Origin of the sequence: Streptomyces sp. RFCAC02 (genome assembly GCF_004193175.1) — a bacterium.
In the GTDB taxonomy this organism is placed as follows: domain Bacteria; phylum Actinomycetota; class Actinomycetes; order Streptomycetales; family Streptomycetaceae; genus Streptomyces.
In genome coordinates this window covers 4,312,661-4,338,623 of record NZ_SAUH01000001.1, presented here as the reverse complement: position 1 = coordinate 4,338,623, position 25,963 = coordinate 4,312,661, and the positions used below count along the sequence as shown (strand labels likewise).

At 72.2% G+C, this 25,963-nt stretch carries 22 protein-coding genes and 1 tRNA gene; 11 read left to right on the top strand and 12 right to left on the bottom strand.

The genetic code is table 11. The annotated features are described in order from the left end of the window. Nucleotides 1-93: 93 nt before the first annotated feature. The 6 genes from def to EMA09_RS20140 form a co-directional block, all read right to left on the bottom strand. Nucleotides 94-723 (bottom strand): peptide deformylase, encoded by a 630-nt coding sequence (gene def, locus EMA09_RS20165; RefSeq protein WP_129842404.1) that lies wholly within the window; start codon nucleotides 721-723, stop codon nucleotides 94-96. A gap of 136 nt (nucleotides 724-859) precedes the next feature. Next, nucleotides 860-1,855, bottom strand: a complete 996-nt coding sequence (locus EMA09_RS20160; RefSeq protein WP_129842403.1) for a tetratricopeptide repeat protein — start codon at nucleotides 1,853-1,855, stop codon at nucleotides 860-862. A 239-nt stretch (nucleotides 1,856-2,094) separates the two neighbouring features. Beyond that, a complete protein-coding gene (gene rsrA / locus EMA09_RS20155) occupies nucleotides 2,095-2,397 on the bottom strand; it encodes a mycothiol system anti-sigma-R factor (protein ID WP_129842402.1) in 303 nt (100 codons plus the stop codon). Then, on the bottom strand, nucleotides 2,394-3,050 hold the full coding sequence (locus EMA09_RS20150; RefSeq protein ID WP_240796476.1) for a sigma-70 family RNA polymerase sigma factor: 657 nt from the start codon (nucleotides 3,048-3,050) through the stop codon (nucleotides 2,394-2,396). The genes rsrA and EMA09_RS20150 overlap by 4 nt, the downstream gene beginning before the upstream one ends. A gap of 317 nt (nucleotides 3,051-3,367) precedes the next feature. Then, the gene (locus EMA09_RS20145) at nucleotides 3,368-4,183 is read right to left on the bottom strand and encodes an SOS response-associated peptidase (protein ID WP_129842400.1); all 816 of its coding nucleotides are present in this window, start codon (nucleotides 4,181-4,183) and stop codon (nucleotides 3,368-3,370) included. Nucleotides 4,184-4,308: 125 nt separating this feature from the next. Continuing rightward, entirely contained in the window at nucleotides 4,309-6,075 is a 1,767-nt protein-coding gene (locus EMA09_RS20140) for a glycoside hydrolase family 6 protein (protein ID WP_129842399.1), read from the bottom strand. 372 nt (nucleotides 6,076-6,447) lie between these two features. On the opposite strand from EMA09_RS20140, the gene EMA09_RS20135 reads away from it, so the two are divergent. The 3 genes from EMA09_RS20135 to EMA09_RS20125 all read left to right on the top strand — a co-directional run bounded on the left by EMA09_RS20135 (nucleotide 6,448) and on the right by EMA09_RS20125 (nucleotide 12,060). Then, nucleotides 6,448-9,135 carry a glycoside hydrolase family 48 protein gene (locus EMA09_RS20135; RefSeq protein WP_129842398.1) on the top strand — a complete coding sequence of 896 codons (2,688 nt, stop codon included), beginning with the start codon at nucleotides 6,448-6,450 and terminating at the stop codon, nucleotides 9,133-9,135. A 163-nt stretch (nucleotides 9,136-9,298) separates the two neighbouring features. Beyond that, the gene (locus tag EMA09_RS20130) at nucleotides 9,299-10,072 is read left to right on the top strand and encodes a hypothetical protein (protein WP_129842397.1); all 774 of its coding nucleotides are present in this window, start codon (nucleotides 9,299-9,301) and stop codon (nucleotides 10,070-10,072) included. Nucleotides 10,073-10,671: 599 nt separating this feature from the next. Next, nucleotides 10,672-12,060, top strand: coding sequence for a glycoside hydrolase family 6 protein (locus EMA09_RS20125; protein WP_129842396.1), 1,389 nt, complete (start codon nucleotides 10,672-10,674; stop codon nucleotides 12,058-12,060). A gap of 163 nt (nucleotides 12,061-12,223) precedes the next feature. Here the strand turns inward: EMA09_RS20125 and EMA09_RS20120 are convergent, their stop codons facing one another. From EMA09_RS20120 to EMA09_RS20110, 3 genes are all read right to left on the bottom strand, one after another. Then, the gene (locus EMA09_RS20120) at nucleotides 12,224-12,808 is read right to left on the bottom strand and encodes a TMEM165/GDT1 family protein (protein ID WP_129842395.1); all 585 of its coding nucleotides are present in this window, start codon (nucleotides 12,806-12,808) and stop codon (nucleotides 12,224-12,226) included. A gap of 523 nt (nucleotides 12,809-13,331) precedes the next feature. Then, nucleotides 13,332-13,826, bottom strand: coding sequence for a hypothetical protein (locus tag EMA09_RS20115; protein WP_129842394.1), 495 nt, complete (start codon nucleotides 13,824-13,826; stop codon nucleotides 13,332-13,334). 469 nt (nucleotides 13,827-14,295) lie between these two features. Next, nucleotides 14,296-15,333 (bottom strand): LacI family DNA-binding transcriptional regulator, encoded by a 1,038-nt coding sequence (locus EMA09_RS20110; RefSeq protein WP_129842393.1) that lies wholly within the window; start codon nucleotides 15,331-15,333, stop codon nucleotides 14,296-14,298. A gap of 236 nt (nucleotides 15,334-15,569) precedes the next feature. On the opposite strand from EMA09_RS20110, the gene EMA09_RS20105 reads away from it, so the two are divergent. Genes EMA09_RS20105 through EMA09_RS20090 form a run of 4 tightly spaced genes read left to right on the top strand, consistent with a single transcriptional unit; the run spans nucleotide 15,570 to nucleotide 20,366 of the window. After that, nucleotides 15,570-16,895 (top strand): ABC transporter substrate-binding protein, encoded by a 1,326-nt coding sequence (locus tag EMA09_RS20105; RefSeq protein ID WP_240796475.1) that lies wholly within the window; start codon nucleotides 15,570-15,572, stop codon nucleotides 16,893-16,895. Nucleotides 16,896-16,917: 22 nt separating this feature from the next. Beyond that, nucleotides 16,918-17,961: a sugar ABC transporter permease gene (locus tag EMA09_RS20100; protein WP_129842392.1), complete on the top strand. Its 1,044-nt coding sequence runs from the start codon at nucleotides 16,918-16,920 to the stop codon at nucleotides 17,959-17,961. Further along, nucleotides 17,961-18,890 (top strand): carbohydrate ABC transporter permease, encoded by a 930-nt coding sequence (locus EMA09_RS20095; protein ID WP_129842391.1) that lies wholly within the window; start codon nucleotides 17,961-17,963, stop codon nucleotides 18,888-18,890. The genes EMA09_RS20100 and EMA09_RS20095 overlap by 1 nt, the downstream gene beginning before the upstream one ends. A 57-nt stretch (nucleotides 18,891-18,947) precedes the next feature. Further along, nucleotides 18,948-20,366, top strand: a complete 1,419-nt coding sequence (locus EMA09_RS20090; protein ID WP_129842390.1) for a GH1 family beta-glucosidase — start codon at nucleotides 18,948-18,950, stop codon at nucleotides 20,364-20,366. 396 nt (nucleotides 20,367-20,762) lie between these two features. On the opposite strand, the gene EMA09_RS20085 is transcribed toward EMA09_RS20090, so the two are convergent. Together EMA09_RS20085 and EMA09_RS20080 are read right to left on the bottom strand one after the other, a co-directional pair. Further along, a complete protein-coding gene (locus EMA09_RS20085) occupies nucleotides 20,763-21,626 on the bottom strand; it encodes a fused MFS/spermidine synthase (RefSeq protein ID WP_129842389.1) in 864 nt (287 codons plus the stop codon). Between the two features lie 51 nt (nucleotides 21,627-21,677). After that, nucleotides 21,678-22,082 carry a hypothetical protein gene (locus tag EMA09_RS20080; protein WP_129842388.1) on the bottom strand — a complete coding sequence of 135 codons (405 nt, stop codon included), beginning with the start codon at nucleotides 22,080-22,082 and terminating at the stop codon, nucleotides 21,678-21,680. A 172-nt stretch (nucleotides 22,083-22,254) separates the two neighbouring features. Between EMA09_RS20080 and EMA09_RS20075 the strand changes: the two genes are divergently transcribed. Then, nucleotides 22,255-23,607, top strand: a complete 1,353-nt coding sequence (locus EMA09_RS20075; RefSeq protein WP_129842387.1) for a tetratricopeptide repeat protein — start codon at nucleotides 22,255-22,257, stop codon at nucleotides 23,605-23,607. Nucleotides 23,608-23,727: 120 nt separating this feature from the next. Here EMA09_RS20075 and EMA09_RS20070 read toward each other — a convergent pair whose 3' ends face one another. Next, nucleotides 23,728-24,333 (bottom strand): histidine phosphatase family protein, encoded by a 606-nt coding sequence (locus tag EMA09_RS20070; protein WP_129842386.1) that lies wholly within the window; start codon nucleotides 24,331-24,333, stop codon nucleotides 23,728-23,730. A 171-nt stretch (nucleotides 24,334-24,504) separates the two neighbouring features. Here EMA09_RS20070 and EMA09_RS20065 point away from each other — a divergent pair, with 171 nt between their 5' ends. The 3 genes from EMA09_RS20065 to EMA09_RS20055 all read left to right on the top strand — a co-directional run bounded on the left by EMA09_RS20065 (nucleotide 24,505) and on the right by EMA09_RS20055 (nucleotide 25,931). Further along, entirely contained in the window at nucleotides 24,505-25,398 is an 894-nt protein-coding gene (locus EMA09_RS20065; RefSeq protein WP_129842385.1) for a phosphatase PAP2 family protein, read from the top strand. 49 nt (nucleotides 25,399-25,447) lie between these two features. Further along, the gene (locus EMA09_RS20060; RefSeq protein ID WP_129842384.1) at nucleotides 25,448-25,807 is read left to right on the top strand and encodes a hypothetical protein; all 360 of its coding nucleotides are present in this window, start codon (nucleotides 25,448-25,450) and stop codon (nucleotides 25,805-25,807) included. Between the two features lie 50 nt (nucleotides 25,808-25,857). Continuing rightward, nucleotides 25,858-25,931: transfer RNA gene (locus EMA09_RS20055), tRNA-Lys, on the top strand. Nucleotides 25,932-25,963: the final 32 nt, after the last annotated feature.

Below are 25,963 nucleotides of genomic sequence, written 5' to 3'. Positions count from 1 at the left end.
CATCCTCTGCTGGCGCGGCCATGACAACAACGGGGTGGACGGAGCCGCCGCCGGCGGGCGGATGCCCGGGGCACCCGCCCGCCGCCCGGGCCGTCAGTCGTTCGGCACGGTCTCGTAGCGCGCGGTGCCCTCCGCCATCATCTTCAGCGCGCGCTTGCGGTCCCGCTTCGACAGCCGGTCGATGTACAGGCGGCCCATCAGGTGGTCCGTCTCGTGCTGGAGGCAGCGCGCGAAGTAGCCCGTGCCGCGGACCGCGATCGGCTTGCCCGACGCGTCCTGCCCCCGCACGACCGCGTAGTCCGGACGCGGCAGCTCCGCGTAGGCCGTCGGCACGGACAGGCAGCCCTCGTCACTGTCGTCGAGGACACGGCGCTCGGCCGGCAGCTCGTCGAGGACGGGGTTGCACACCACGCCGACGTGCCGCACGCCGCGGTCGTCCGCGCAGTCGTAGACGAACACCTTCAGATCGACACCGATCTGGTTCGCCGCGAGACCGACCCCCTCGGCCGCCCGCTGGCTCGCGAACATGTCGTCGACCAGCGAGGCCAGCTCGTCACCGAACTCCGTGACCTCCCGGCACTCGCGGTGCAGCATCGGGTGCCCCACGACCGTGATGGGCCGCGCGGTGCCGCGCTCGCGGTACGCCCGCTCGCGCTCCTCGCAGTCCGTCGTGTCGTCGATGAACTCGTCGCCGGCCGGCTCATCGGTGTCGTGCTGCGCCATGGTCTCGCCGTCTGCCCTTCGCTGTGCGGGGGCCGGGAGGTGCCCCCGGCCGTCATCCGTACAGCTTACGGCCCGGCGCCCGGCCCCCCGGCGGGTCCGGGGAAACGGCCGGGCACGCGCGGCGCCGGCCGGCGTCTCAGCAGACCTCTTCGAGATCGCGCCAGTCCCGGCTGTCCGGGCTGTCGGCGACCCAGCCGTCCAGCAGCCCGCGCACCAGCGCGCCGGGCGCCGCCACGCCGCACTCGCGCTCCGGGGACCACAGGGTGCCCGCCGCCGTGTGCCCGAGCGGGCCGGGACGGCCGGGAACGCTGTGGTCGTGCGGATCGTGCTGGGCCATGCCGTCGCCCTGCTCGCTCGGCATGCGGCTCTCCGAGCACGAGCGGCACAGCAGCCGGACGGACGACGTCCAGTCCTCGGCGGCACAGCCCGCGTCCGCCGCGAGCCGCTCCAGCGCGTCGCGGTCCGCCTCGGTGGCGGCGTCGATCAGGACCACCCACGTCGGCACCGCGGACGGCGCCCACAGCTCGATCTCGTCGAAGACCGGGTAGACCGACGTGCCGCCGCCCGGGCGGCTCATCGTCCGCTCGCCGCGCGGCACGCCGTCGTGCAGGACGACCTCGCCCCAGCGGCGGCCGGATGAGGGCAGCGGGATGTTCAGCAGCTCGATGCGGGCCGGGTCGAGCCGGCGCCCCCAGACGACCTCCGCCTCGCCCTCCGGGGAGAGCCGGACGGCCGCGCCGCCCAGGTCCATCCCGAGGGGCTCACCGGCGGACGCGGCCTCCCCCGGCACCTGCAGGCCGTACGCCTGCCAGGCGCGGCGGGCCAGCGGCCAGTCCTGGAGCGCGGTGGCGGCGATGCCGACGTTCCACCAGTCGGGAGCGCCGGTGTCCTTCTCCAGCAGGGCGACCGCCCGCAGCCCCGCCGACCTGGCCTGCTCCCAGTCGTGCCGGAACTTGTGGAGCAGCGCCAGGTTGAACCAGGACTCGGACAGCCAGGGCTCCAGATCGGCGGCGCGTGTCAGCAGCGCGTCCGCGTCCTCGTAGCGGCCGTCGTCGATGAGGGTGAAAGCCCGGTCGGTGGCCAGCCGCCAGTCCGTGGACGGCCGCTGCCTCACCCTGCCGAAGATCCTCACGATGTCCTGCCTGATTCCCGCCTCGTAGCGTGCACTTCACACTTCTCCTGTCCGGACCCGAGGGCATCCAACCATGGGCGCGACGGGCGCTGCTCACAGCATGGGTCAGCGGGACGGAGCGCGCGAGACGACGAGGGCGCACGAGCGCCCGGCGGGACGCCCCGCGCGCCGCGCGGGCGCCGGGGCGTCCGCGCGGGAGGCTCGGCCGTTCGGGTGACCGGCGGGCGGGCGGCGTCCGGTCAGGCGGCCGGACCCGGCGGCTCGGCGGAGGCGGCCGGGGCCTCCTCGCCGCAGCGGAGACGCTCGATGCGGCCGAGCACCTTCTCCCTGAGGTCGCCGGGGACCTCGTCGTGGCCGCAGCACCGCTTGACGAGCTTCTTCACCGACTCCTCGAGCCCGTACTTCTCCAGACAGCCGCCGCAGTCCTCGATGTGCTCGCGGAACTTGGCGCTGTCGCCGTCCGGCAGCTCGCGGTCGAGGTACTCGTACAGCCGGTCCAGGACCTCGGAGCAGTCCGTGGGGTGCGACGGTTCGCCACTCATGACCCTGCGCCTTTCTCCGCCCCGGCCGGGACCAGGCCGCGCTCGCGCGCGTAGTCGGCCAGCATGTCGCGCAGCTGGCGCCGGCCGCGGTGCAACCGGGACATCACCGTGCCGATGGGAGTACCCATGATGTCGGCGATCTCCTTGTAGGCAAAGCCCTCGACGTCCGCGAGATAGACCGCGATGCGGAACTCCTCGGGGATCGCCTGCAGCGCCTGCTTCACGTCCGAGTCGGGCAGGTGGTCGAGCGCCTGCGACTCGGCGGACCGCAGCCCGGTCGACATGTGCGACTCGGCGCGGGCGAGCTGCCAGTCCTCGATCTCGTCGGCGGCGCTGCGCTGGGGCTCCCGCTGCTTCTTCCGGTAGGAGTTGATGAAGGTGTTGGTGAGGATGCGGTACATCCACGCCTTGAGGTTCGTGCCGCGGCGGAACTGGTGGAACGAGCCGTACGCCTTGGCATAGGTCTCCTGCACCAGGTCCTCGGCGTCCGCGGGGTTGCGCGTCATGCGCAGCGCGGCGGAGTACATCTGGTCCAGGTAGCCGAGGGCGTCGCGCTCGAACCGGGCGCTGCGCTGGGCCTCGGTCTCCGTCTCCTGGGCAGCCTCGGCCGCGCTGCCGCGCGCGCCGTCGTCCGTACCGGTGACGGGACCCACCTCCTCGGTGAAGTCAGTGAGCCCCGGGCGGGGCCGTTCGCTTCGGAGGATAGACGACGACCGGCCGCGGCCGCCGGTCGGGAGGACCGCTCGGCGGCGGAGCGCAGCACCGACCAGTCCACCTCGGTCGCGGTGCGCGACTGCGGTGTCCGCTCCGTGCCCTCGGGGCGCGGCGGGCAGGCGATGGAACCCATGCGGTGTGCTCTCCCTCGCAGGTGTCCGGCTCGTGCGTGTGGCACGACGTGCACTGGGGGAACACCCGTGGCCCGTGGATCATTCCCGCGCCGGACCGGGCCGGGAGACGCCGGGGCAGGGCCTCAGAACAGGGTGCCTGCCTCCGGGGCCGGCAGCTCACGGACGAGGTCGGGACCGTTGTTGCGCACATTGCTGACATCGGTGGGGACGGGGTACGCGCGCAGCCTGCCGGTGGGCAGCCCCTCCAGCAGCGGCCGTATCGCCTCGGGCACGGTGCGCGACGGGTCGAGCCAGGCGTCCCAGCGGTCCGGGGGCAGGACCACCGGCATCCGCGGATGGATGCCGGCCAGGGACCCGGGGCCTTCCTCGCCCGCGGGGGCGGGCAGGGGCTCGGTCTCCGCCTCGGTGGTGATCACGGTGCAGGTGGCCCGCCACGCGGCGGGGTGGTCGTCCGGCAGGGTGCGGTCGCGCCAGAACTCGTACAGCCCGGCGAAGGCCATGACGGAGCCGTCCCGCGGGGTGACGAAGTACGGCTGCTTCCGCGGGCGCTTCCGCTTCCCCTTCTCCTCCTCCGCCCGCTCGCCCGCGCCGGTGACCCACTCGTAGTAGCCGTCGGCGGGGACGAGGCAGCGGCGGGTGCTGAACGCGCGGCGGTAGGACGTCTTCTCGTGCACCGTCTCGGCACGGGCGTTGATCATGCGGGCACCGCCGTCGGGGGACGTGGCCCAGGACGGGACGAGGCCCCAGCGCAGGGCGCGGAGCTGGCGCACCGGCGCGGGGCCCGCGTCGCGCACGGGCCGTTCCAGCACGGCGTACACCTCTTTGGTGGGGGCGACGTTCCAGTCGGGGGGAAGGGTACGCTCCGGCTCCCACAGCGCGATGTCGAACAGCCCCACGAGGTCCTCGGGCCGCCGGCTCGCCGCATACCGTCCACACATGCGACCCAGCGTAGTCGGGGCCGCCGACAAGCCGGCCGGGCCGGCGCGCGACGGCGCCGGGACCCCCGGTGGTGCGGGGCCCCGGCGCCCTGTCCCGGTGAGCGGTCACCGGGACGGGAACACGGTCAGTTCACCGGCGGGTAGGCGTTCGCCAGCAGTTCCTGGAACTGCGCCGAGAACCAGTGGCCGGAGAGCGGGGCGTCGCCCAGCGCGCCGGACATGTTGTAGTTGTTGCGCGGGTTGCCCGTGTAGGTCGGGTCGCACATCTCGTCGAAGCCCTTGCCCTCGTCGTTCGGGATGACCTCGCTCGCGCCGTCCGACTCGCCCGGGGGCTTGATCCACGTGTAGGCGTCGATACCGGTGGCCGGGGAGGCCGTCGGGCGCTCGCCGAGGCCGGCACCGGCCTGGTTGCACCAGTTGCCCGCCTGGAGGCGCTGGTCGAGGCGGCTGCCGTCGACGAAGGCGTCCAGGCTGGTCTTGGCCGCGGGGCCGGTGGGCCGGTCGGGACCGCCCCAGCCGTTGCGCGAGGTGTCGATCAGCATGCCGATGTCGGAGTTGAACCCGAGGCTGACGAGCTGCTGACGGAAGCCCTGCGCGAAGGACTGGTTGTCGACATAGCGGTTCCAGTCGATCCAGCTCGACTGGCGCACCGAGGTGCCGTTCACCGAGTCGTTGATGGAGTAGTACGGCTCGACGGACGGGCCGTAGTTCGCCGTGTTCACGATGAAGCCGTGCACGTCGTCCACGGTCGCGCCGTTCATCGTGGCGGTGTCGTGGAAGAGCTGGGCCGAGGCGAGCAGGTTGTCGTCCCAGCCGATCCAGCCGTAGTGGCCGGCGTCGATGTAGTTGTAGACGTTCGGGATGTCGCCCAGCTCGTTGAGGGCGTAGGAGATGCCCTCCTGGTAGTTCCCGTTGGCCTTCATGACGTCGCACTGGGGCGTCGCGGTCGCGCGGGGGCTCACGTTGGTGACGAGGTTCGGGAGCGAGTCGATCTCGATGACCGTCACGATCCGCAGGTCGGCGTAGGCCGGGTCGGCGAGGATCTCGGCGATCGGGTCGATGAACTCCGACTTGTAGGTGTCGATGTCGTCGGGGGCGAGTTCGCCGTTGGACGCGAGGGCGGCGCAGTCGCGGCCGGGCAGGTTGTACACGACGACCTGGAACACGAAGTCGTCGTAGTCCTGCGCCTGCTCGACGGCGGCGTCCAGGTGGTCGCGCAGACCCATGCCGCCGTTGACGCCCTCGATGGCGGCGCGGCGGTCCAGCCACACGGCGGTCGGCTCGTCCGCGATGGCGTCGCCGCCCGGCTCGGCCGCGGCGTTCTCGGACCACTCGGGGTTGACGTAGACGCCGGCGTCCTCGTAGGGGTTGTCGACGCGGTCACCCGGGGTGCCGGGGTCGCCCGGATCCGGGTCACCCGGGTCGGGATCGCCCGGGTCGGGGTCACCCGGGTCCTCCTCGCCGCAGGTGACGCCGTTGACGGCGAACGCGGTCGGGGCCGAGTTGGTCCCGGAGTAGGAGAAGTTGGCGCCGGCGCTGGTGGAGGCGCCGGGCGCGAGGTTGGCGTTCCAGCCGGCGTCCTCGACCGTGACGGTCTTGCCGGACTGCGACCACACCGCGCTCCAGCCCTGCTGGAGCTGCTGGTTGCCGGCGTAGGAGTAGGTGAGCGCCCATCCGTTGGCGGCGGCGTCGCCCGTGTTGGTGATCGTCACATTGGCGGTGAAGCCCGAGCCCCAGTCGTTGGCCGAGTAGGTCACGTCGCAGCCGAACGCGGCGGCGGACGCGGTGCCCTGCAGCAGACCTCCGGTGCCCACGCCGGCGGCTACCAGCACGCCGGCGGTCATCAGCGCCGCGCGCCGACGACGGTGGGGTGGGGGGTTGGTGCGGCTCATGAAGATCCTTTCGGTGGTTGCGAACGTCCGATGACCTGGGCGTCCGAGGCGTCACCGCGACCGGTGTGACGCCCGCCCTGGGCGTACGGCGAGCTTGGAAGCGCTCCCACTGACTGAAGGGAACGTAGCGCCATCCCGGGCACTCCGCCAGAGCTCTGTTCAAGAAATGTCGGGGGCCAATGACCAAGAATCCCCACCACCGCACGGAAAAGACCAGGTCGATCTGGCCATGCGTCAAAAGACTTGACGCGTACGCGACCTGCCCACATTCTTGGGAGCGCTCCCACCGACACGTCCACCCGCGACCACTGAGCACGCCGTCGTCCCTCCGACGACGACCAACCCCACGAGCCGCAAGGAAGGACCGCTGTCATGCGGGTTCGCACGAGTGCTCCCCCCGGAGCCGCACCGCCGTCACGGCCCGAAGGCCGCCGCCGCGCACGACGCGGCCGTCTCGCCGCCCTCATCGCCCTCGCACTGCCCCTCGGCCTGACCGCCGGGCTCGGCCAGAGCTCGACGGCATCGGCGGCCGACTTCGCCTGCCGGGTGGACTACACCGCCAACGACTGGGGCTCCGGCTTCACGGCGAACGTGACGATCACCAACACCGGCGACGCCGCCGCGAACGGGTGGACGCTCACCTACTCGTACGCCGGCAACCAGCAGCTCCAGCAGGGCTGGAGCGGCGTCTGGTCACAGTCGGGCAGAACCGTCACGGTCGAGGACGCCGGCTGGAACGCCAACCTCGCGCCCGGCGCCTCCACCAGCGCCGGCGCCAACTTCTCCTACTCGGGCAGCAACACGGCCCCGACCGCGTTCACCGTCAACGGCGTCGCCTGCGGCGACGAGGACCCGGGCGAGCCGGAGGAGGACCCGACGGTCGTCGCCACCCCGTCGTCCCTCGCCGTCCGCGAGGGGCAGACCGGGACGTTCGGCATCCGGCTGAGCGCACAGCCCGACGCCAATGTGACCGTCAGTGTGTCCCGGACGAGCGGCAACACGGGCATCAGCGTCACCTCCGGCGCGAGCCTCACGTTCACGCCGGCCAACTGGAACATCACCCAGCAGGTCACCGTCACCGCCGCCGCGGGCGGCAGCGGCGCCGCCACGTTCACCGCGAGCGCCGCGGGACACGAGGCCGCCACGGTCACCGTGACGCAGCTCGACGAGGCGGACGGCGAGTACGAGCAGCGGTTCATGGAGCTGTACGAGAAGGTGAAGGACCCGGCCAACGGGTACTTCTCCGACGAGGGCATCCCCTACCACTCGGTGGAGACCCTCATGGTCGAGGCGCCGGACTACGGTCACGAGACCACGTCCGAGGCGTACTCGTACCTCATCTGGCTGGAGGCCCAGTACGGCCGCATCACCGGCGACTGGGGACCGTTCAACGACGCCTGGGGCATCATGGAGGAATTCATGATCCCGGAGGCGGACGAGCAGCCGACCAACAGCTTCTACGACCCCTCGTCCCCCGCCACCTACGCGCCCGAGAGCAACGACCCGGCGGACTACCCGGCCGAGCTCGACGGCACCGTCCCGGTCGGTGACGACCCCCTCGCCGGCGAGCTGTCGTCCACCTACGGCACGGACGACATCTACGGCATGCACTGGATCCAGGACGTGGACGACGTCTACGGGTACGGCGACTCGTGCGGCGGCACCGCGGGCGACCCGACGTTCATCAACACGTTCCAGCGCGGCCCGCAGGAGTCGGTCTGGGAGACGGTCCCGCAGCCGTCGTGCGACGACTTCACCTACGGCGGCGAGAACGGCTACCTCGACCTGTTCACCGGTGACGCGTCCTACGCGGAGCAGTGGCGCTACACCAACGCGCCCGACGCCGACGCCCGCGCCGTCCAGGCCGCGTACTGGGCCAACCAGTGGGCGACCGAGCAGGGCAACGAGGCGCAGATCTCCGAGACGGTCGACAAGGCGTCGCGCATGGGCGACTACCTGCGCTACGCGATGTTCGACAAGTACTTCAAGGAGATCGGCAACTGCGTCGGCGAGACGCAGTGCCCGGGTGCGACCGGCAAGGACAGCGCGCACTACCTCCTGTCCTGGTACTACGCCTGGGGCGGCGCGCTCGACAGCTCCGCGGGCTGGGCCTGGCGCATCGGCTCCAGCCACGCGCACTTCGGCTACCAGAACCCGATGGCCGCGTTCGCGCTGAGCACCGACGCCGACCTCGTGCCCGCCTCCCCGACCGCCGACGACGACTGGGAGACCAGCCTGCAGCGGCAGCTCGAGTTCTACCGCTGGCTGCAGTCCGACGAGGGCGGCATCGCCGGTGGGGCGACGAACAGCTGGGAGGGCCACTACGGCACGCCGCCGGCCGGGACCCCGACGTTCTACGGCATGTACTACGACGAGAAGCCCGTGTACCACGACCCGCCGTCGAACCAGTGGTTCGGCATGCAGGCGTGGTCCATGCAGCGGCTCGCCGAGTACTACTACGCGTCGGACGACGCCCTCGCGGGCGAGGTCCTCGACAAGTGGGTCGACTGGGTCCTGAGCGAGGTCACCATCGGCGAGGACGGCGACTACCAGATCCCGGCCACCCTCGCCTGGTCCGGCGCCCCGGACACCTGGAACCCGGACAACCCGGGCGCCAACTCGGGCCTGCACGTGGACGTCACCGCCTACTCGCAGGACGCGGGGGTGACCGGTTCGCTGGCCAACGCCCTGTCGTACTACGCCGCCGCGTCGGGTGACACGGAGGCTCAGGAGACGGCCGCCGGTCTGCTGGACGCACTGTGGGCGAACTCCGACCCGCTCGGTGTCGCGGTGCCCGAACAGCGCACGGACTACCAGCGCTTCGACGACGAGATCTACATCCCGTCGGGCTGGAGCGGCACGATGCCGAACGGCGACGTGATCGAGCCGGGTGCCACGTTCGAGTCGATCCGCAGCTTCTACCAGGACGACCCGGCCTGGCCCCAGGTCGAGGCGTACCTGAACGGCGGCGAGGCCCCGACGTTCACCTACCACCGCTTCTGGGCGCAGGCCGACATCGCGATCGCCCTCGCCACCTACTCCCAGCTCTTCGGGGAGTGACGGAGGCGTCCGCGTAGAGAAAGAGGAGAAGAAGGGGACAGCCCCCGAGACCAGGAGGAGCCCCGGGACGCCGCGCGCGTCCCGGGGCTCCGGGCTGTGCGGGGAGGAGGCGGCGCTATCGTGTTCGCCACTCCACACCGGTCCATGCAGAGACGGGGATCCCATGGACTATTGCACGACCTGCCGCAGGCATCTCAACGGGGCGCTCATATGCCCGGGCTGCGGCGAGCTGACACAGCGGTACGTCGCGGCCGCCTCGGAGCTGACCGCCGAGCTGCCGCCCGTGCGCGACGAGGAGCCGGGCGGTCCGGCGGAGCCCGGTGACGCGGACGCGCCGGAGGCGGGCGCGCGGCGCGCTCGGTCGGCGGCGCACGCGCTGCGGCGGCGGAAGCGGAGGTACGTGGTGGCCGCCGTGCTGGCGGTCGCCGTCACGGGGGTCGCCGTGGCGGAGGTGGGGGATGTGGGGCTGCCGCCCGTGCTGTCGTCGTCGGACGACGACGATGGGGAGCCGGAGGCCGCCGCCTCCCCGTCGGCGACCGGGCCGGAGGCGGACTCGGAGGACGACGCCCCGGCCACGGAGACGACGCTCCCGACCGCCGACGAGGCGGCGGACAGTCAGGAGCCGTCGGCGGGCGGGAGCGGCGACGGGGGACGGGACGACGGTGCGTCGGCGGGCGCCACGGAAACCGTTGCCCCGACGGAGGACCGTACCGAGGACGACGGAGGGTGGGAGTCCTCCTTCCCCACGGACGAGCCGCCCGGTGCCGGCGGCCCGTCGACGGAGCCAGCGCCGGACGCGACGCCGAGCGACCCGGAACAGACCGACGCGTCCCCGTCCCCGACCGCGTCGGACGAGGAGGACAGCGGGGATGACGACGACGGCCGCGGGGATCACTGGGACGACGATGACGACGACTGCGGCTGGTGGTGGTGCTGACGACGGTGTGCCCGCATCCGCCGACGTCCGCGTGATGCATTTGGGGTGATCTGGGAGCGCTCCCAAGCGTCGGGCACTGCATTGCACGCGTCAACCCCACCCGGCAGGATCGCGTCATTTCGCGGCACTTCGCCATGATTTCACGTCCGCCCCCTTGGCGGGCGGGGGTCGGGTGGCCTACGGTCCCGTCAACCGGTGGGAGCGGTACCACTTCCCCGGAGGGCGCCGTCGGCGTCCCCCGACAGCCCGTGCCGCCCCGCCGCCCACCCCCACATCCCCCACATTTCCCCCCGGAACACCCGCGATCTCCCGGCCGTCCGCCCCCGGCGGACGGCGGAGAGCCCTCACCGCACCCCACCCGGACGGCACGAGATGCCGACGCGCCGCGCGCCCCTTCCGGTCGCGCCGCGCGGAGGGTACGGCGGGGTCCGGGAGCCACCGGCGACGATCGCGCGATCACCGGTGCAACGTCCCGCGCCGCAACGGCGCGGGAGGCCGGCGGCCGTTCGGTCCCGCCGGTCCTTCTCCGACCACGGCGGCATGCGGCGCCCCCCACACCCGGTGCCCGTACCGCCGCACCCCTTGGAGGAACGACAGCAATGAGCCGCACCAATCCCCCACACCGCCGCCCCGGACGGCGTACGGCGCTGACCGCGGGCCTCCTCGCCGGCGCCCTCGCGATGGGCGCCGGCGCGCTCGGCCCCGCCTCGGCGGCCGACGGCCCGGGCACCTACGCCCGGGTCGACAACCCGTACGTGGGCGCCCAGGTGTACGTGAACCCGGACTGGTCCGCCAGGGCCGCCGCGGAGCCGGGCGGCGACGCCGTCGCCGACCAGCCGACGGCCGTCTGGCTCGACCGCATAGCGGCCATCGAGGGCACCGACGAGGCCATGGGCCTGCGGGAGCACCTCGACACGGCGCTGGAGCAGGCGGGCGGCGAGCCCATCGTGTTCCAGGTCGTCGTGTACGACCTGCCGGGCCGCGACTGCGCCGCCCTCGCGTCCAACGGCGAGCTGGGGCCGGACGAGATCGACCGGTACCGCGACGAGTTCATCGATCCCATCGCCTCGATCCTGCGGGACTACGAGTCGTACGAGAACCTGCGCGTCGCGACCGTCATCGAGATCGACTCGCTGCCCAACCTGGTGACGAACGTCTCGGGCGAGACCGCGACCGAGGCGTGCCGGGAGATGGCCGCCAACGGCAACTACGTGACCGGCGTCTCCTACGCCCTGGAGCAGCTCGGCGCGATCGGCAACGTCTACAACTACATCGACGCCGGCCACTACGGCTGGCTCGGCTGGGACAGCAACTTCGGCCCGTCCGCCGAGCTGTTCCACGAGACGGCGACATCGAACGGCGCCTCCGTGGACGATGTCGCCGGCTTCATCGTGAACACGGCGAACTACGGCCCGACCGTCGAGCCGTACTACTCGGTCACGGACACGGTGAACGGCACGCCGGTGCGCCAGTCCGACTGGGTGGACTGGAACCAGTACAACGACAATCAGTCGTTCGCGCTCGCGTTCCGCGAGAAGTTGGTCAGCCTCGGCTTCAACTCGGACATCGGGATGCTGATCGACACCTCGCGCAACGGCTGGGGCGGTCCCGACCGGCCCACCGGCCCCGGCCCGCAGACCGACGTGAACGCGTACGTCGACGGCAGCCGGGTGGACGGCCGGATCCACACCGGGAACTGGTGCAACCAGGCCGGCGCCGGTCTCGGTGAGCGCCCGACCGCCGCTCCGGTGCCGGGGATCGACGCGTACGCGTGGATCAAGCCCCCGGGCGAGTCGGACGGCGCGAGCGAGGAGATCCCGAACGACGAGGGCAAGGGGTTCGACCAGATGTGCGATCCCGCGTACCAGGGGAATGCGCGGAACCAGTACAACCCGTCCGGGGCGCTGGGCGACGCCCCGCTCTCCGGCCACTGGTTCTCGGCGCAGTTCCAGGAACTGCTGGCGAACGCCCACCCGCCGCTGAGCTGACCGGCCCGGCGTGACCCGCCCCCGGCGTCCCCGCGGACGCCGGGGGCGGCGCGTCACCCGAACGAAGGTATTGACTACGCAGCGTGACAACGACTACGTTTGCCCTCGTGCCCGGCACACCGCGCGGCGGTCCCGGCACCCGGCCGCGGGGCCGAGCCGGCGTTCAACCCGTGAAGACCTCGATCAGCGTCCAGAGAGCGAGACCGAGCATGCACAGACCCCCGACCCGCTGAACCGTCTTCAGCGGCACCCGCTTCGCGATGAACCGCCCGGCCAGCAGGGCGAGCGCGGAGACGCTCATCAGCGCCGCGGCGGCACCGATGGCCGTGGACAGCGGATCCTTGGTGGCGGCGAGGTTGGCCGTGGTGATCTGCGTGAGGTCGCCCCACTCGCTGATGAAGACGGCCGTGAAGGCGGTGGACCACACGGGCCAGAAACCGGTGACGGTCCGGCCGGCCCCGTCGTCACCCTCGTCGCCGTCCCCGCCCCGCAGCAGCAGGAACGCGCCGAACCCGAAGAGGAGAGCCGAGACCAGCTTGACCGACCAGCCGGGCAGCAGGCCGAGCAGCCCGCCCGCCGCGACGGCGATGGTCACATGCACGACGAAGGCGGTGGAGGTACCGATCCAGACGTAGAGGGGGCGCATCCGGGTGCCCATGGCCAGTGACGCGAACATCGTCTTGTCGGGCAGCTCGGCGAGGAAGATCAGTCCGAAGGCGGTGACCAGGGCGACCAGGTCGAGAGACATACGGGGGGAGGCTTTCTGTCGGAGCCGGGCCGAACGCCGCTCTTCGCCCGGGGACGGGGACGGACCACTCGGCCCGGCATGCGGAGGGAGACCCGTCCCGTCGTCGGAACGGTCCCGTCATGCCGTAGCCGAAGGTCTCGTCCACCACCGGTCGACCGGTGGCCCGGCGGCCGGGTCACGAGGACCGGTATGTCGAACCGCCGGCGACAGGACTACTCCCCTTCGCTGCCCGCCAGCCTACCCGCAGCACATTCCATGAGGAAACACGCGATCCGGCCGATCACCACGAGGACAACTCCACAGCGAGTCACCCAGTACCCCACCGGCCGCCACCGGCATCCGGAGCCTTCCGCCCCGCTCCGTTCCCCCGCATCCGACCATCGCGCCAGGGCTGCCCCGCACCACGACACCACCGCCGCCGGCTCCCCAGCCGTCCGGAGGAGACCGCCGGTCCGCACGCTCCGCACCCCTACTCACGCTCCCGGGGCAGCGCCCCCACCGCCCGCCCGGCCGCCCCACCGGGTCAGTCCAGCCGCCTCATGTCCGTGTCGCCGGCTGTTCGGCCGTCCTCCCGGCCGGGCTGCCGGCTTTGGCGCAGTTCGTCCGCCGCCTCCGCGCGGACTCCGGAGTGGCAGTGCCGCAGGAACCGCTCGACAACCGGCAGCGCCGACCGATCGTGGGTCGAGCCGAGGATGGCCAGGGCATGGCCGAGGAGCGGGGGATCAAGAGCATCGGCGCAGGCGGCGAGCGGTTCGACCAGCCGGTAGGGAAGCTCATGGTGCGTGGAGGCGAGGCAGACCGCATGCAGTGCCGACTCCCGCACCGGACGGCTCTCCTCGGACAGCGCCACCGCGATGAGGCGCTCGACTGCCCGCTCGGCCTCGTCCGGCGTCGGGCGGCCCATGTCCAGGCAGTCGCCGACGGTGTCGAGGAAAAGATCCCGGCGGCCCGCACCGAAGCCGTCGGACTCACCCGGCACCGCTGCGATCAATGCCGTCGGAGCCTGGAATCCGTCCATGGCCGGAGCATAGAGAGGTCTCCGCGCGGCACCCACCCCTTTCGGCTCCGGCGGCCCGGCCATGCGGCTGCCGTGCCCCCTCCGGCCGGGAAGCGGGTCAATCGCCCGCAGAAGACCGTGCCGGGTCCGGCGTGTGCCCCGGGACGGTCCGCGCCGCCGGGAGGTGTTCGCCCCCTGTCGGGCAGGAGAACACCTCCTCGACCGGACGCGCCCACGGGAACCGGCCCCGCCGGGAAGAACGGCCGGCAACCGGCCAACTTCCCGCTTCTTTCCGGCCAGATCCGGAGCACGGCGACGGCGCGCGGCGTCTTCGCCCGAGTGAACCTCCCGTTCGGCCGCACAGCACCGGACGTCCCTCCCCGCACGCTCGTGCCCCTGTGCGACCGGCGCTCACGGTCACGGCATGTCGCCGCACGTCGCGGGGCATGCCCCGCCGCCCGCCCGGCGACATGCCGTGACGCGACGCGCGTCACGACGACGTACGGCGGACCAGTTCCGTCGGCAGGACGAGGCGGGGGCCGTCCGGGCTGTCGTCGTGGATCTGCTGGAGCAACGCCCGTGTCATCGCGCGTCCCATGCCCTCCGTGGGCTGCCGCACGCTCGTGAGCGGCGGATCCATGTGACGGGCGAGTGCCGAGTCGTCGAACCCGACGAGCGCCACGTCCCCCGGCACCGTCCGGCCCAGCTCCCGCAGGGCGCGCCGCGCCCCGATGGCCATCGGGTCGGAGGCGCAGAAGACACCGTCGAGGGCGGGCGTGCGGCGCAGCAGCTCCCGCATCGCCGCGTACCCGCTCTCCTCGGTGAAGTCGCCGGAGGCCACCAGATCGTCGTCCGGCCGTTTGCCCGCCGCCCGCATCGCCTCCCGGTAGCCCTGGAGCCGGCAGCGCGCCGCGTACATGTCGGACGGGCCGGTGATCGTGGCGACCGTCGAACGGCCGCGCCCCAGCAGGTGTTCCACCGCCAGCTGGGCGCCGCCCTGGTTGTCGCAGTCCACATAGGGGACGGGCTCCTCGCCCGAGCGGCGGCCCGTCATCACGACCGGCAGGCCCATGTCGGCGAGTTGGTCGGGCAGCGGGTCGTCGCCGTGCACGGAGACCAGCAGCACCCCGTCCACCCGGTTGCTCGCCGCGTACTGGGCGAAGCGGGCGCGCTCCCGTGGAGCCCGGATCAGAGTGAGGAGCAACTGTATGTCGGTATCGGCCAGTTCGGCACTGACTCCGCGGATGATGCCGGAGAAGAACGGCTCGGAGAACACCCGGGCCTCCACCTCGGGGACCACCAGCGCGATCGCGTTGGCCCGGTTGGCGGCGAGCGCCCGGGCCGCCGGGTGCGGGACGTACCCCAGGTCGGCGATCGCCGCCTCCACCGCGGCGCGGGTGCGGTCGCTGACCCGCGGGGATCCGTTGATCACCCGTGAGACGGTGCCCCGCCCGACGCCCGCACGGGCAGCGACCTGTTCAAGGGTCGGCCTCCCATCGCGGCCCATGCCGCGTCTTGCCACAGCCATCGCAACCTCCCGTTTGCGCGCCAGGCTCCAACTACATCACGGATCCAGAGATGCGGGGCTCTACGCCTTGACACTCGCGGAGCCCTCGGACACCCTTCAACCCATCACTGCTGGGAGCGCTCCCACGCAACGAAAACCCGACAGAGCCCGTACGTTCCAAACCCAGACCTTTCCCCCACGTCCCGAACAACCCTCTGGGATGGCAACGTCAGTGTGCGCCAGGAGGACGACCCGTCATGCGCAGTACAGTCCGTTCCAACCGCAGGCCCATGCGCCGAACGCACAGAGCCATAGCCCTCGGCATCACCGCCACCCTCGCCACCGGCCTGCTGGCCGCCTGTGGCGGCGACGACAGTGACGACAGCGCCGACGGCCAGGTCACCCTGCGCGTCGGTGTGTTCGGCGAGTTCGGCTTCGAGGAGGCCGGACTCTACGACGAGTACATGGAGCTGCACCCCGAGATCAAGATCGAGCAGGACTCGATCACGGAGAACGGCGACTACATCGCCCAGCTCCGCACCCGTCTGGGCCAGAACAGCGGCCTCTCCGACATCCAGGCCATCGAGGTCGGCAACATCGCCGAGATGACCGGTGAACTGCCGGACGCCTGGGTCGACTTCAACGAGTACGACGTCGACACGAGCCACTTCGCGCCGTTCAAGGTCGACCAGGCCACCGACGCCGACGGCCGCGTCATCGCGCTCGGCACCGACATGGGCCCGACCAGCATCTGCTACCGCGCCGACTTCTTCGAGCAGGCCGGTCTCCCGTCCGACCGCGAGTCGGTCAGCGAACTCTTCGCCGGCGGCTGGGAGTCCTACATCGACGTCGGCCGGGACTTCAAGGAGAACGCTCCCGATGGGGTCGCCTACCTGGACTCCGCGGGCGGCATGTTCAACGCCGTCGTGTCGGCCTACGAGGAGCGGTACACCAACGAGGCCGGCGAGGTCGTCTACCAGGACAGCGAAGCCGTCCAGACCGCGTGGGACCTGTCGGTCGAGGTCGCCGAAGAGGGCCTGACGGACCAGCAGAAGCAGTTCGACGACGAGTGGGGCCGGGCGTTCGCCAACAGCGCCTTCGCCACCGTCCCCTCCTGCCCCGCCTGGATGCTCAGCTACATCCGTGACCACGCCGGCACGGACAACGAGGGCAAGTGGGACATCGCCCAGTCCCCGGCTCCCTCCAACTGGGGTGGCTCCTTCATCGGTGTCCCCCAGGCCGGTGACCACATCGAGGAGGCCGTCGAACTGGCCGCCTGGCTGACGGCTCCCGAGCAGCAGGCCAAGCTCTTCACCGAGCGCGGCATGTACCCGAGCTCGACCGAGGCGCAGCAGAGCGAGTCGGTCATGAACGCGACCGACCCGTACTTCAGCGACGCTCCGATCGGCCAGATCTTCAGCGACGCCGCCGCTCAGGTCCCCTCCAGCCCCATCGGCGCCTACGACCAGGTGATCCAGGAAGGCATCACCGACGGTCTCCTCCTGGTGGACAAGCAGGGTGAGTCGGCCGAGAGCGCCTGGGACAACGTCGTGAGCAGCCTGGACAACGCCCTCGCGGAATGAACCGGGACAGGTAGACACCTCTATGACGACCGAACACCGAGAGGCCGCGCCCCCCGCACCGTCGGGGGGCGCGGCCCCGCGCCTGGACAAGAAGACGACGCGGGGCTCGGGCCCCGCCCCCGATCCGGCGCGCGAGAAGCGCCGCGCCGAGCGCAGGTCCCGCCGCTATCGCTGGGACGTCAAGTACAGCCCGTACGGGTTCATCTCCCCGTTCTTCATCTTCTTCATCGCCTTCGGGCTCTTCCCGCTCCTCTACACGGGCTGGGCCTCGCTGCACCAGGTCTCGCTGCTCCGCCCCAATGAGATGGAGTGGGTCGGCTTCGAGAACTTCACGCGCCTGTGGGACGACGAGTTCTTCTGGAAAGCCCTGCGGAACACGTTCACCATCGGCATCATCTCGACCGTGCCGCAGCTCGCGATGGCGCTGGGCCTCGCCCACCTGCTCAACTACAAGATGCGGGGCAGCATGCTGTTCCGCGTCGCGATGCTGACGCCGTACGCCACCTCGGTCGCGGCCGCCGCCCTGGTCTTCTCCATGCTCTACGGGCGGGACTACGGCGCGATCAACTGGGCTCTCGGCCTGGTCGGCATCGACAACATCGACTGGCAGTCGGGCGACTGGTCCTCGCAGTTCGCCGTGTCCTCCATCGTGATCTGGCGGTGGACGGGCTACAACACGCTGATCTACCTCGCCGCCATGCAGGCCATCCCGAACGACCTGTACGAGTCGGCGTCCCTCGACGGCGCTTCGCGCTGGCAGCAGTTCCGGCATGTGACGCTGCCGTCGCTGCGGCCCACGATCCTGTTCACCGTCGTGGTGTCCACGATCGGCGCGACGCAGCTCTTCGGCGAGCCGATGCTGTTCGGCGGCGGCGGTGCGGACGGTGGCGCCGACGGCCAGTTCCAGACACTGGGCCTCTATCTCTACGAGATGGGCTGGGTCAACCGCCATCTGGGCCGCGCGTCGGCCATCGCCTGGACGATGTTCCTGCTGCTGATCATCATCGGGCTCATCTACTGGGTGCTCTCCCGCGCGGTGAGCCGTAGCAGCGGCCAGGAGGACTGATGGCGACCACGACCGACGACACCCCGAGGACGGCCGCGGTGGCCGCCCCCGCGGGCCCGCTCGCGCGCGGCAGGAAGACACGCGCCGGGAAGGGGGGCAACCGGGCCGGGCGGCACCTGCACGCCGGCTGGCTGACCTATCTGATCCTGGGCGTCTTCACGATCGGCTCGCTGTACCCGCTGATCTGGCAGCTGTTCGCCTCCTCGCACACCAACGAGCGGCTGGCCCAGTCGACGCCGCCCTTCTGGTTCGGCGGGCGGCTGTTCGACAACCTGGAGTCGGCCTGGACCGACGCCAACATGAACACGGCGATGATCAACACCGTGTTCGTGGCGGGGACGATCACCGTCTCCACGGTGCTCTTCGCCACGCTGGCCGGTTTCGCCTTCGCCAAGCTCCGATTCCGGGCCAAGAACCTGCTGATGATGATGGTCATCGGCACGATGATGGTGCCGCCGCAGCTGACGGTGGTGCCGATGTTCATGGCCGTCGCGAAGCTGGAGTGGACCGACCACCTGCAGGCCGTCATCCTGCCGATGATGGTGAGCGCGTTCGGCGTGTTCTTCATGCGGCAGTACCTGGCGCAGGCGCTTCCCAGCGAGCTGATCGAGGCGGCCCGTGTCGACGGGGCGAACAGCCTGCGGATCGTGTGGCACGTGGTGTTCCCCGCCGCGCGGCCGGCCATGGCCGTGCTCGGCATGCTGACCTTCGTGATGGCGTGGAACGAGTTCTTCTGGCCGATCATCGCGCTCACCCAGCAGAACCCGACCGTCCAGGTCGCGCTGACCAACATCGGACGCGGCTACGTGAAGGACGAGGGCGTGATCATGGCGGGCGCGCTGATCGCCACCATGCCGCTGTTGATCGCCTTCGCCATTTTCGGCAAGCAGATCGTCGGCGGCATCATGAACGGAGCGCTCAAAGGCTGAGCACGCCGCCCCGCTGTGTTCGATACCCTCTGCACGAGCAAGAATGGGAGCGCTTCCATGACCGAAAACCAACCCCGGACCTTCCCCGCCGACTTTCTGTGGGGGTCGGCCACCGCCGCCTACCAGATCGAGGGCGCGGCCGCCGAGGACGGGCGCACCCCGTCCATCTGGGACACGTTCAGCCGCACGCCCGGCAAGGTGTACGAGGGGCATACGGGTGACGTCGCCTGCGACCACTACCACCGGTGGCAGGACGACCTCGACCTGATGGCCGAACTGGGGCTGGAGGCCTACCGTTTCTCGGTGTCCTGGCCCCGTGTGCAGCCCACCGGCCGCGGTCCGGCCGTCCAGCGCGGTCTGGACTTCTACCGCGCGCTCACCGACGGCCTGCTGGAGCGGGGCATCACGCCCGCCCTGACCCTCTACCACTGGGATCTCCCCCAGGAACTGGAGGACGCGGGCGGCTGGCCGGTGCGGGAGACGGCGGAGCGGTTCGCCGAGTACGCGCGGATCGTCGGCGAGGCGCTCGGCGACCGGGTGAAGATGTGGACGACGCTGAACGAGCCGTTCTGCAGCGCGTTCCTCGGCTACGGGTCCGGCGTGCACGCGCCGGGCCGCACGGAGCCGGAGTCGGTGCTGAAGGCCGCCCACCACCTGAACCTGGCGCACGGTCTCGCCACCCAGGTCCTGCGCGAGGTGCTGCCGCGCGACGCCGCGATCGGCATCACACTGAACCCGGCCGTCGTCCGGCCCCACACGGACTCGCCCGAGGACCGGGACGCCGCACGGCGCATCGACGCGCTGCAGACCCGGATCTTCTCCGACCCGGTGCTGCACGGGGCGTACCCGGCGGATCTGCGCCAGGACACGGCCGCCGTCAGCGACTGGTCCTTCGTCCGCGACGGGGACGAGGCGGCCATCCACCAGCCGCTCGACTTCCTCGGCATCAACTACTACAACCCGGTCGTCGCCTCGGCGCCGTCGGGCAGTGATGTCGTCGCGCGCAACGACGGGCACGGCTCCGGCGAGCACTCGCCGTGGGTCGGTTCCGAGCAGGTGGAGTTCCAGATGCTGACGGCCGAGCGGACCGACATGGGCTGGCCGATCGACGCGTCCGGCCTGACGGACGTGCTGCTGCGGTTCTCCCGCGAGGTGCCGCAGCTGCCGCTCTACATCACGGAGAACGGCGCCGCGTTCGACGACAAGATGGACGGCAGCGGCGCCGTCCACGACCCGAACCGCGTCGCCTACCTGCGGGATCACCTCTCGGCGGCCCTCGACGCCCTGGAGCAGGGCGTCGACCTGCGGGGCTACTTCCTGTGGTCCCTGCTGGACAACTTCGAGTGGGCCTACGGGTACAGCAAGCGGTTCGGCGTGGTCCACGTCGACTTCGAGACGCTCAAGCGCACGCCGAAGTCCAGCGCCCGCTGGTACTCCGAGCTGGTCCGCTCGGGCTCGCTGCCCGACCGGGACTGACCCCCGGCGCTCCGCGCCCGCCCAGCGGGGGCGCGCACCGGGCGCCGCACGAGTCTCCCCTGCCCAACCCGGAATCCTTTCCTGCACCGGCCCCGCGGGGCCGGGCCGGGAAGGAGGGCACGGGGAGTCCGGTCCCCGGCCGGCACCGCTCAGCGCGGCGCCGGCCGGGGCCGGCCGCCCCTCCCCCGGGGCCGCCCGCGCCACCGTGCCTCCACGGCGCGGCAGCCGCGCCCGTGGCATCCCCGCCGCAGCCCGCGCGGCACCCCACGCTCGTCCGCACACCACCGCGGTCAACAGAACCGGCACCATCACCGCGCCGACCGCCCGCATCATCCGCGTCATCCCCGTGCTCACCATGTCACTCACTGTGACATACGGCACTGACAACGGCCTCCGTCAGCGGAACGAGCCGTCCGGCGGTGGCGGTGACGGCGCCGCCGCCGCGTCCGTGACGACCGCCGCGCCGCCGGCGAAGTCCAGCAGCTCCCGCCCGGCCAGCACCCGCGCCGCGTACGGATCCCCCGCGCAGCGCCGCGTCAGCTCGGCCACCGGCAGGTCCCCGTCGGCCGCGACGAGGACACCGTTCCCGAACCGCCGGCCGCGCAGCACCGCCGGCTCGGCCAGCAGACACACCGCGCCGAACCGGTCGGCGACCGTCGCGGCCTGCGCCCGCAGGTGGGCGAGCGGCGGGCCGTCCGTCACGTTCGCCGCGTACCAGGCACCCGGCGCGAGGACCCGCCGCACCTCGTCGAGGAACTCGCCGCTCGTGCAGTGCGCCGGCGTCCGCGCGTCCTGGAAGACGTCGAGGATCACGAGCCCCGCCCATCCGTCGGGCAGTTTCCGCAGCATCGCCCGCGCGTCGGCGCTCCGCACCCGCACCCGCGCCCCGTCCGGCAGCGGCAGCTCACGCCGGACCAGCGCCGTGAGCCGCGCGTCCGGCTCGGCGACCTGCTGGGCCGACCTCGGCCGCGTGGCCGCGACGTACCTCGCCAGGGTGAGCGCCCCGCCGCCGAGGTGGACGACGGCCAGCGCGCGCCCCGGCGGCGCCGCCAGGTCCACGACATGGGCGAGCCGGCGCTGGTACTCGAAGACGAGGCGCGTCGGGTCGTCCAGGTCGACATGGGACTGCGGCGCACCGTCGAGCAGCAGCTCCCACGCGCGCGGACGGTCCGGGTCGGGGACGAGCCGCGCCTCGCCGCCGTCCACGGTTTCGCTGATCACCTGCCGGCCGCCGCCGCGCCGCTGTCCGTTCCTCGCCACGGGACCAGTGTGACCGGGGTCCGGGACGGGGCGCGGCCGGGGCCGGAGGCGTCACTGACAGCGGTCGACGACGCGCAGCAGCGTGACGGCCTCGCTGAGGGCGGCACGCAGCCGCTGCGGTTCGGTCGTCTCGGTGACGGCGCCCTCCGGCGGCACGAGCCATCCGCTGCCCGTCACCGGCGGCAGGGCGGCGCCCCTGCGCTTCCCCGGGTAGGTCTGCGTACAGGCGCTGCCGGGCAGGTCCCACGCCTCTGCCGTGCCCGGCGGGACGATGAACCCGAGTGTGTCGCCCTCGCGGTCGTGCAGGACCGGCCCCACACCGTGCCGGATGCGCAGGATGTCCGCCGCCTCCAGCCCCTCCCGGGCCGGCACGGTGACGAGATCGCAGGGCTCGGCGCCCCCGCCCGTCCCCGTGCCGCTCGTACTCGCGCCCGCCGTGTCCGCCGTCTCCGCCATGGCTGCCTCCTCGTTGCCGTCGGTCCGGAGGGTTCAACGGCCGAGAGCGTCAACGGCTACGGGCGGAGACCGCCGAAAAGGCTGGCAGTTCATGGCGGATCGCGGTCGCTTTGCCGTATTGCGCCCGGAAGCGGGCGATACCCGCTCCGCGACGCCGGGTACGGTCCGCACCATGGCGACGTCACCATACGCGCCCGGGACGGCACGGCCCAATCGCGTGTTCCGGGAGTTGCGGGGGCCGCTGTCCCCCGGCGAGTTCGCCGCGAGGGTACGGCGCGCGGCGCGTGAGATCGGTGAGCGGGTGTGCTGTGACGCCCGGTACATCGGCCGGGTCGAGGCGGGCGAGATCCGGTGCCCCAACTATGCGTACGAGCGGGTGTTCCTCCACATGTTCCCCGGCCGCTCCCTGACCGATCTCGGCTTCGCGCCGCGGCACGTCGTGCGCGGCCGGAGGCCCGCGGGTCCCGGCTCCGCGACCGTCCCCGAGGCTCCCCACGACCCGGAGGAGGGCGACGTGCTGCGTCGCGCGCTCATGACCGGCGGCCCGGCCGCCGTCGCGTCCCTGACCGCCCTGTCCGCCGCGCCCGCGGCCGCCGCCGGGCGCCGCCTCCGGCCGGGGCGGACGGAGGTGGCGGCCCTGTTCGCCACGGTCCGCGACATCCGCCTGCTGGACGACCGGCACGGCGCCGAGGCCCTGTACCGGCCGGCGGGCCAGGCCCTGCGGGCCGCCCACCACCTGCTGGACACGGGCGCGCGCCGCACCCCGCTCGACGACCGGCTGCACTCGGGCGCGGGTGAGCTGGCCATCTCCGTGGGCTGGCTCGCGCACGACACCGGGCGGTTCTCCGACGCCAGGTCGCACTACGCGGAGGCCCTCGCCACGGCGCGCGTCGGCGGGGACGACGCCCTGGAGGCCCACGCCTTCTGCAACGCGGCGTACCTCGCCCTCGACACCGACCGCCCCCACGAGGCCGTACGGGCGGCGCAGGCGGGCCAGCAGGCGGCCCGGGGGCTCGGCTGGCCGCGGCTGCGGTCGCTCCTCGCGCTGCGCGAGGCCGGGGCGTGGGCGGCGCTCGGTGACCGGGGCGGCTGTGTGCAGGCGCTGTCCCGTGCCCGCTCCGCGTACGGCCAGGAGGCAGCAGAGGCGGCCCCGGAGTGGATGACGTTCTTCGGCGACGCGGAGGCGGCCAGCCTCGAGGCGGGCTGCTGGGCGGCGCTCGGCGACACGGCGCGCGCCGTGGAGCACTCGCGGCGCGCCGTCGCCGCCGCGCTGGCCGAGCCCCACTTCGCCCGCAACACGGCGCTGTACTCGGCCGAGCTGGCCGAGCGGCTCGCCGCCGACGGGCGGCCCGAGGAGGCCGCGGCGTACGGCGGGCGCGCGCTGGACCTGATGTCGCAGGTGCGCTCGTCCCGGGTCGCACGCCTGCTCGCGGGGACGGCGGTGCGGCTGCGGCCGGCGCGCCGGGACGGGACGGTGGCGTCCTTCCTCGACCGGCGGGCGGCCGCGGCCCCCGGCATGGTCTGACGCACCCGGGCGGGTCATGACCGGTTCACGGCGGCGTACGGGCCGCGGGCGCGGGAAGACGGTGTTCCCATGGGCCGTCCGATCGCCGCTGTGCCGCTCCGGAGGGCCTCGCAGCCCGTCTCAGGGTGCGAGGTCGAGGTGGCCCGTGTCGTTCCAGCGTTCCAGGGCCGTCCGTCCGTAGGCCCAGGACAGGACGCACAGCGCCGCGGGGTCCAGGCGCAGCCGGGCGGCGAAGGAGACGTCCTCGCCGAGCCAGCGGGAGGCGATCGCGCGCAGGATGTGACCGTGGGCGAACAGGACGACGTCCGACTCGGTCTCCCGCGCCCAGGTCACGACCCGGTCGGCCCGGTCGGACAGCTCCCGCAGGGTCTCGCCGTCCGTGACGCCGTCGCGCCAGATGAGCCAGCCGGGGCCGCGCCGTTCGGCGATCTCCGCGGGCGTGAGCCCCTCCTCCGCGCCGTAGTCCCACTCCCGCAGCGCGTCCCATTCGGTGGCGCGACCGCCGAATCCGGCCAGATCGCAGGTCTCGCGGGCACGGGACAGCGGGCTGGTCCGTACCGCAGCACCGGGCAGGCCCGACCAGGGCGCGCCCTTCAGCCGTCGGCCCAGGGCTTCGGCCTGGTCACGCCCCTCGTCGAGGAGCGGCACATCGGTGTGTCCGGTGTGCCGTCCGGTCACCGACCAGGCGGTACGTCCGTGTCGCACCAGCACGACGCGCGCAGCCATGCCCATCCTTCCGCTTGTCACATCTACCACTCATCATCTCGCACGCAACCGCAGCGCCTCCCCTCGCGTCTGTTCAGGAGCGCTTCGGCTTACGGTTGAGCTGTATTCGCCAAGAAATCCAGACGCGAACGACATGAACGACGTGAACACCGGGATCAGGAGTAGGAGCGTATGTCTCAAGACCGGCCGCGCTGGTGGTCCGAGCTGCTGCTGATCATCGTGGCCTACGGCGCCTACTCCGGGGCACGTCTGCTCGCGCGCGGCGACATCGACACGGCGGTCGACAACGGTCTCGCCATCCTCAAGCTGGAACGCGCCCTGTGGCTGCATCCCGAGGTCCCGCTCAACGAGTTGTTCACCCAGCAGGCGTGGCTCGGCGTCCCCTCTTCCTTCGCCTACGCGTCCCTGCACTACATCGTGACGCCCGCGATCCTGATCTGGCTCTACCGCCGCCGCCCCCTGCACTACCGCCTGATGCGCACCTGGCTGCTCAGCGCCACACTGCTCGGCCTGGTCGGCTTCACACTGCTGCCGACCTGCCCGCCCCGCCTGCTGCCCGGCGGCGAGGGCTTCGTCGACAGCCTCGCCCAGTACAGCCAGTACGGCTGGTGGGCGGACGACGCCAGCGCCCCGAGCGGCATGGGCGACTTCACCAACCAGTTCGCCGCCATGCCGAGCCTGCACGTGGGCTGGTCGCTGTGGTGCGGCGTCGCCCTGTGGCACTACGGGTCGCGCTCGCTGTGGGTGCGCTCCCTGGCCCTCGCGTATCCGCTCGCCACGACGATGGTCGTCATGGGCACGGCCAACCACTACTTCATGGACGCGGTGGCCGGTGTCGCCGTCATGACGATCGGCCTGCTGCTGGCCCGCCCGCTGCTGCGGCTCTCCGGCCGGGTCCAGGACCGGTTCGGCGCCCGGCGCGCCGTTCCCGGCACGGAGCACGACAGGCTGGCCGGGGCGCCCTCCGGCGCCGCGGTGTCCCGGCGGGCACCGCGCGACCCCGCCGTGCGGGAGCCGGCCCGGCAGAATGGACCGGCGCGGCAGCAGCTCGCCCCGCCGTCCTGAGCACCGTCCACACCGGGGACGCCCAGCGTCCCCGCAGAAGGGGAGCACCATGCCCGAGTCCGGTCCGGCACCGGAGCAGCCGTCCGGCCGTCCGCCCCACCACCGCCGCCCGGCGTCGCTGTTCTTCGAGCCGCCGGCGGGCCGGCCGGAGGAGGAGCACTTCTTCGCGCTGGAGACGCTGACCGACCCCGCACGGCTCCTCGACCGCGCCACGGAGCTCGCCGTCGCCTTCCAGGCGGCCGCCGACCGCGCGGTGGAGTACCAGGCGACGGCCGCGGCCCAGCTCGCGGATCCGCACCGCTTCGACAGCCTCCCCGCGGCCGCGATCGCCGACCGGGCGGGCTGGACCGAGGACTACGCCGTCCGGATGATCGAATACGGCCGTGAGCTGCAGCGGCGGCGTCCGTAGCCGATTTTTCACCTCGGCGATCGGGGTGCTAGAGTCTACGACGTCAGCAGGCGCCGCTAGCTCAGTTGGTTAGAGCAGCTGACTCTTAATCAGCGGGTCCGGGGTTCGAGTCCCTGGCGGCGCACAGACGGGCAAGCGCTCCACCGGCCGGAAACG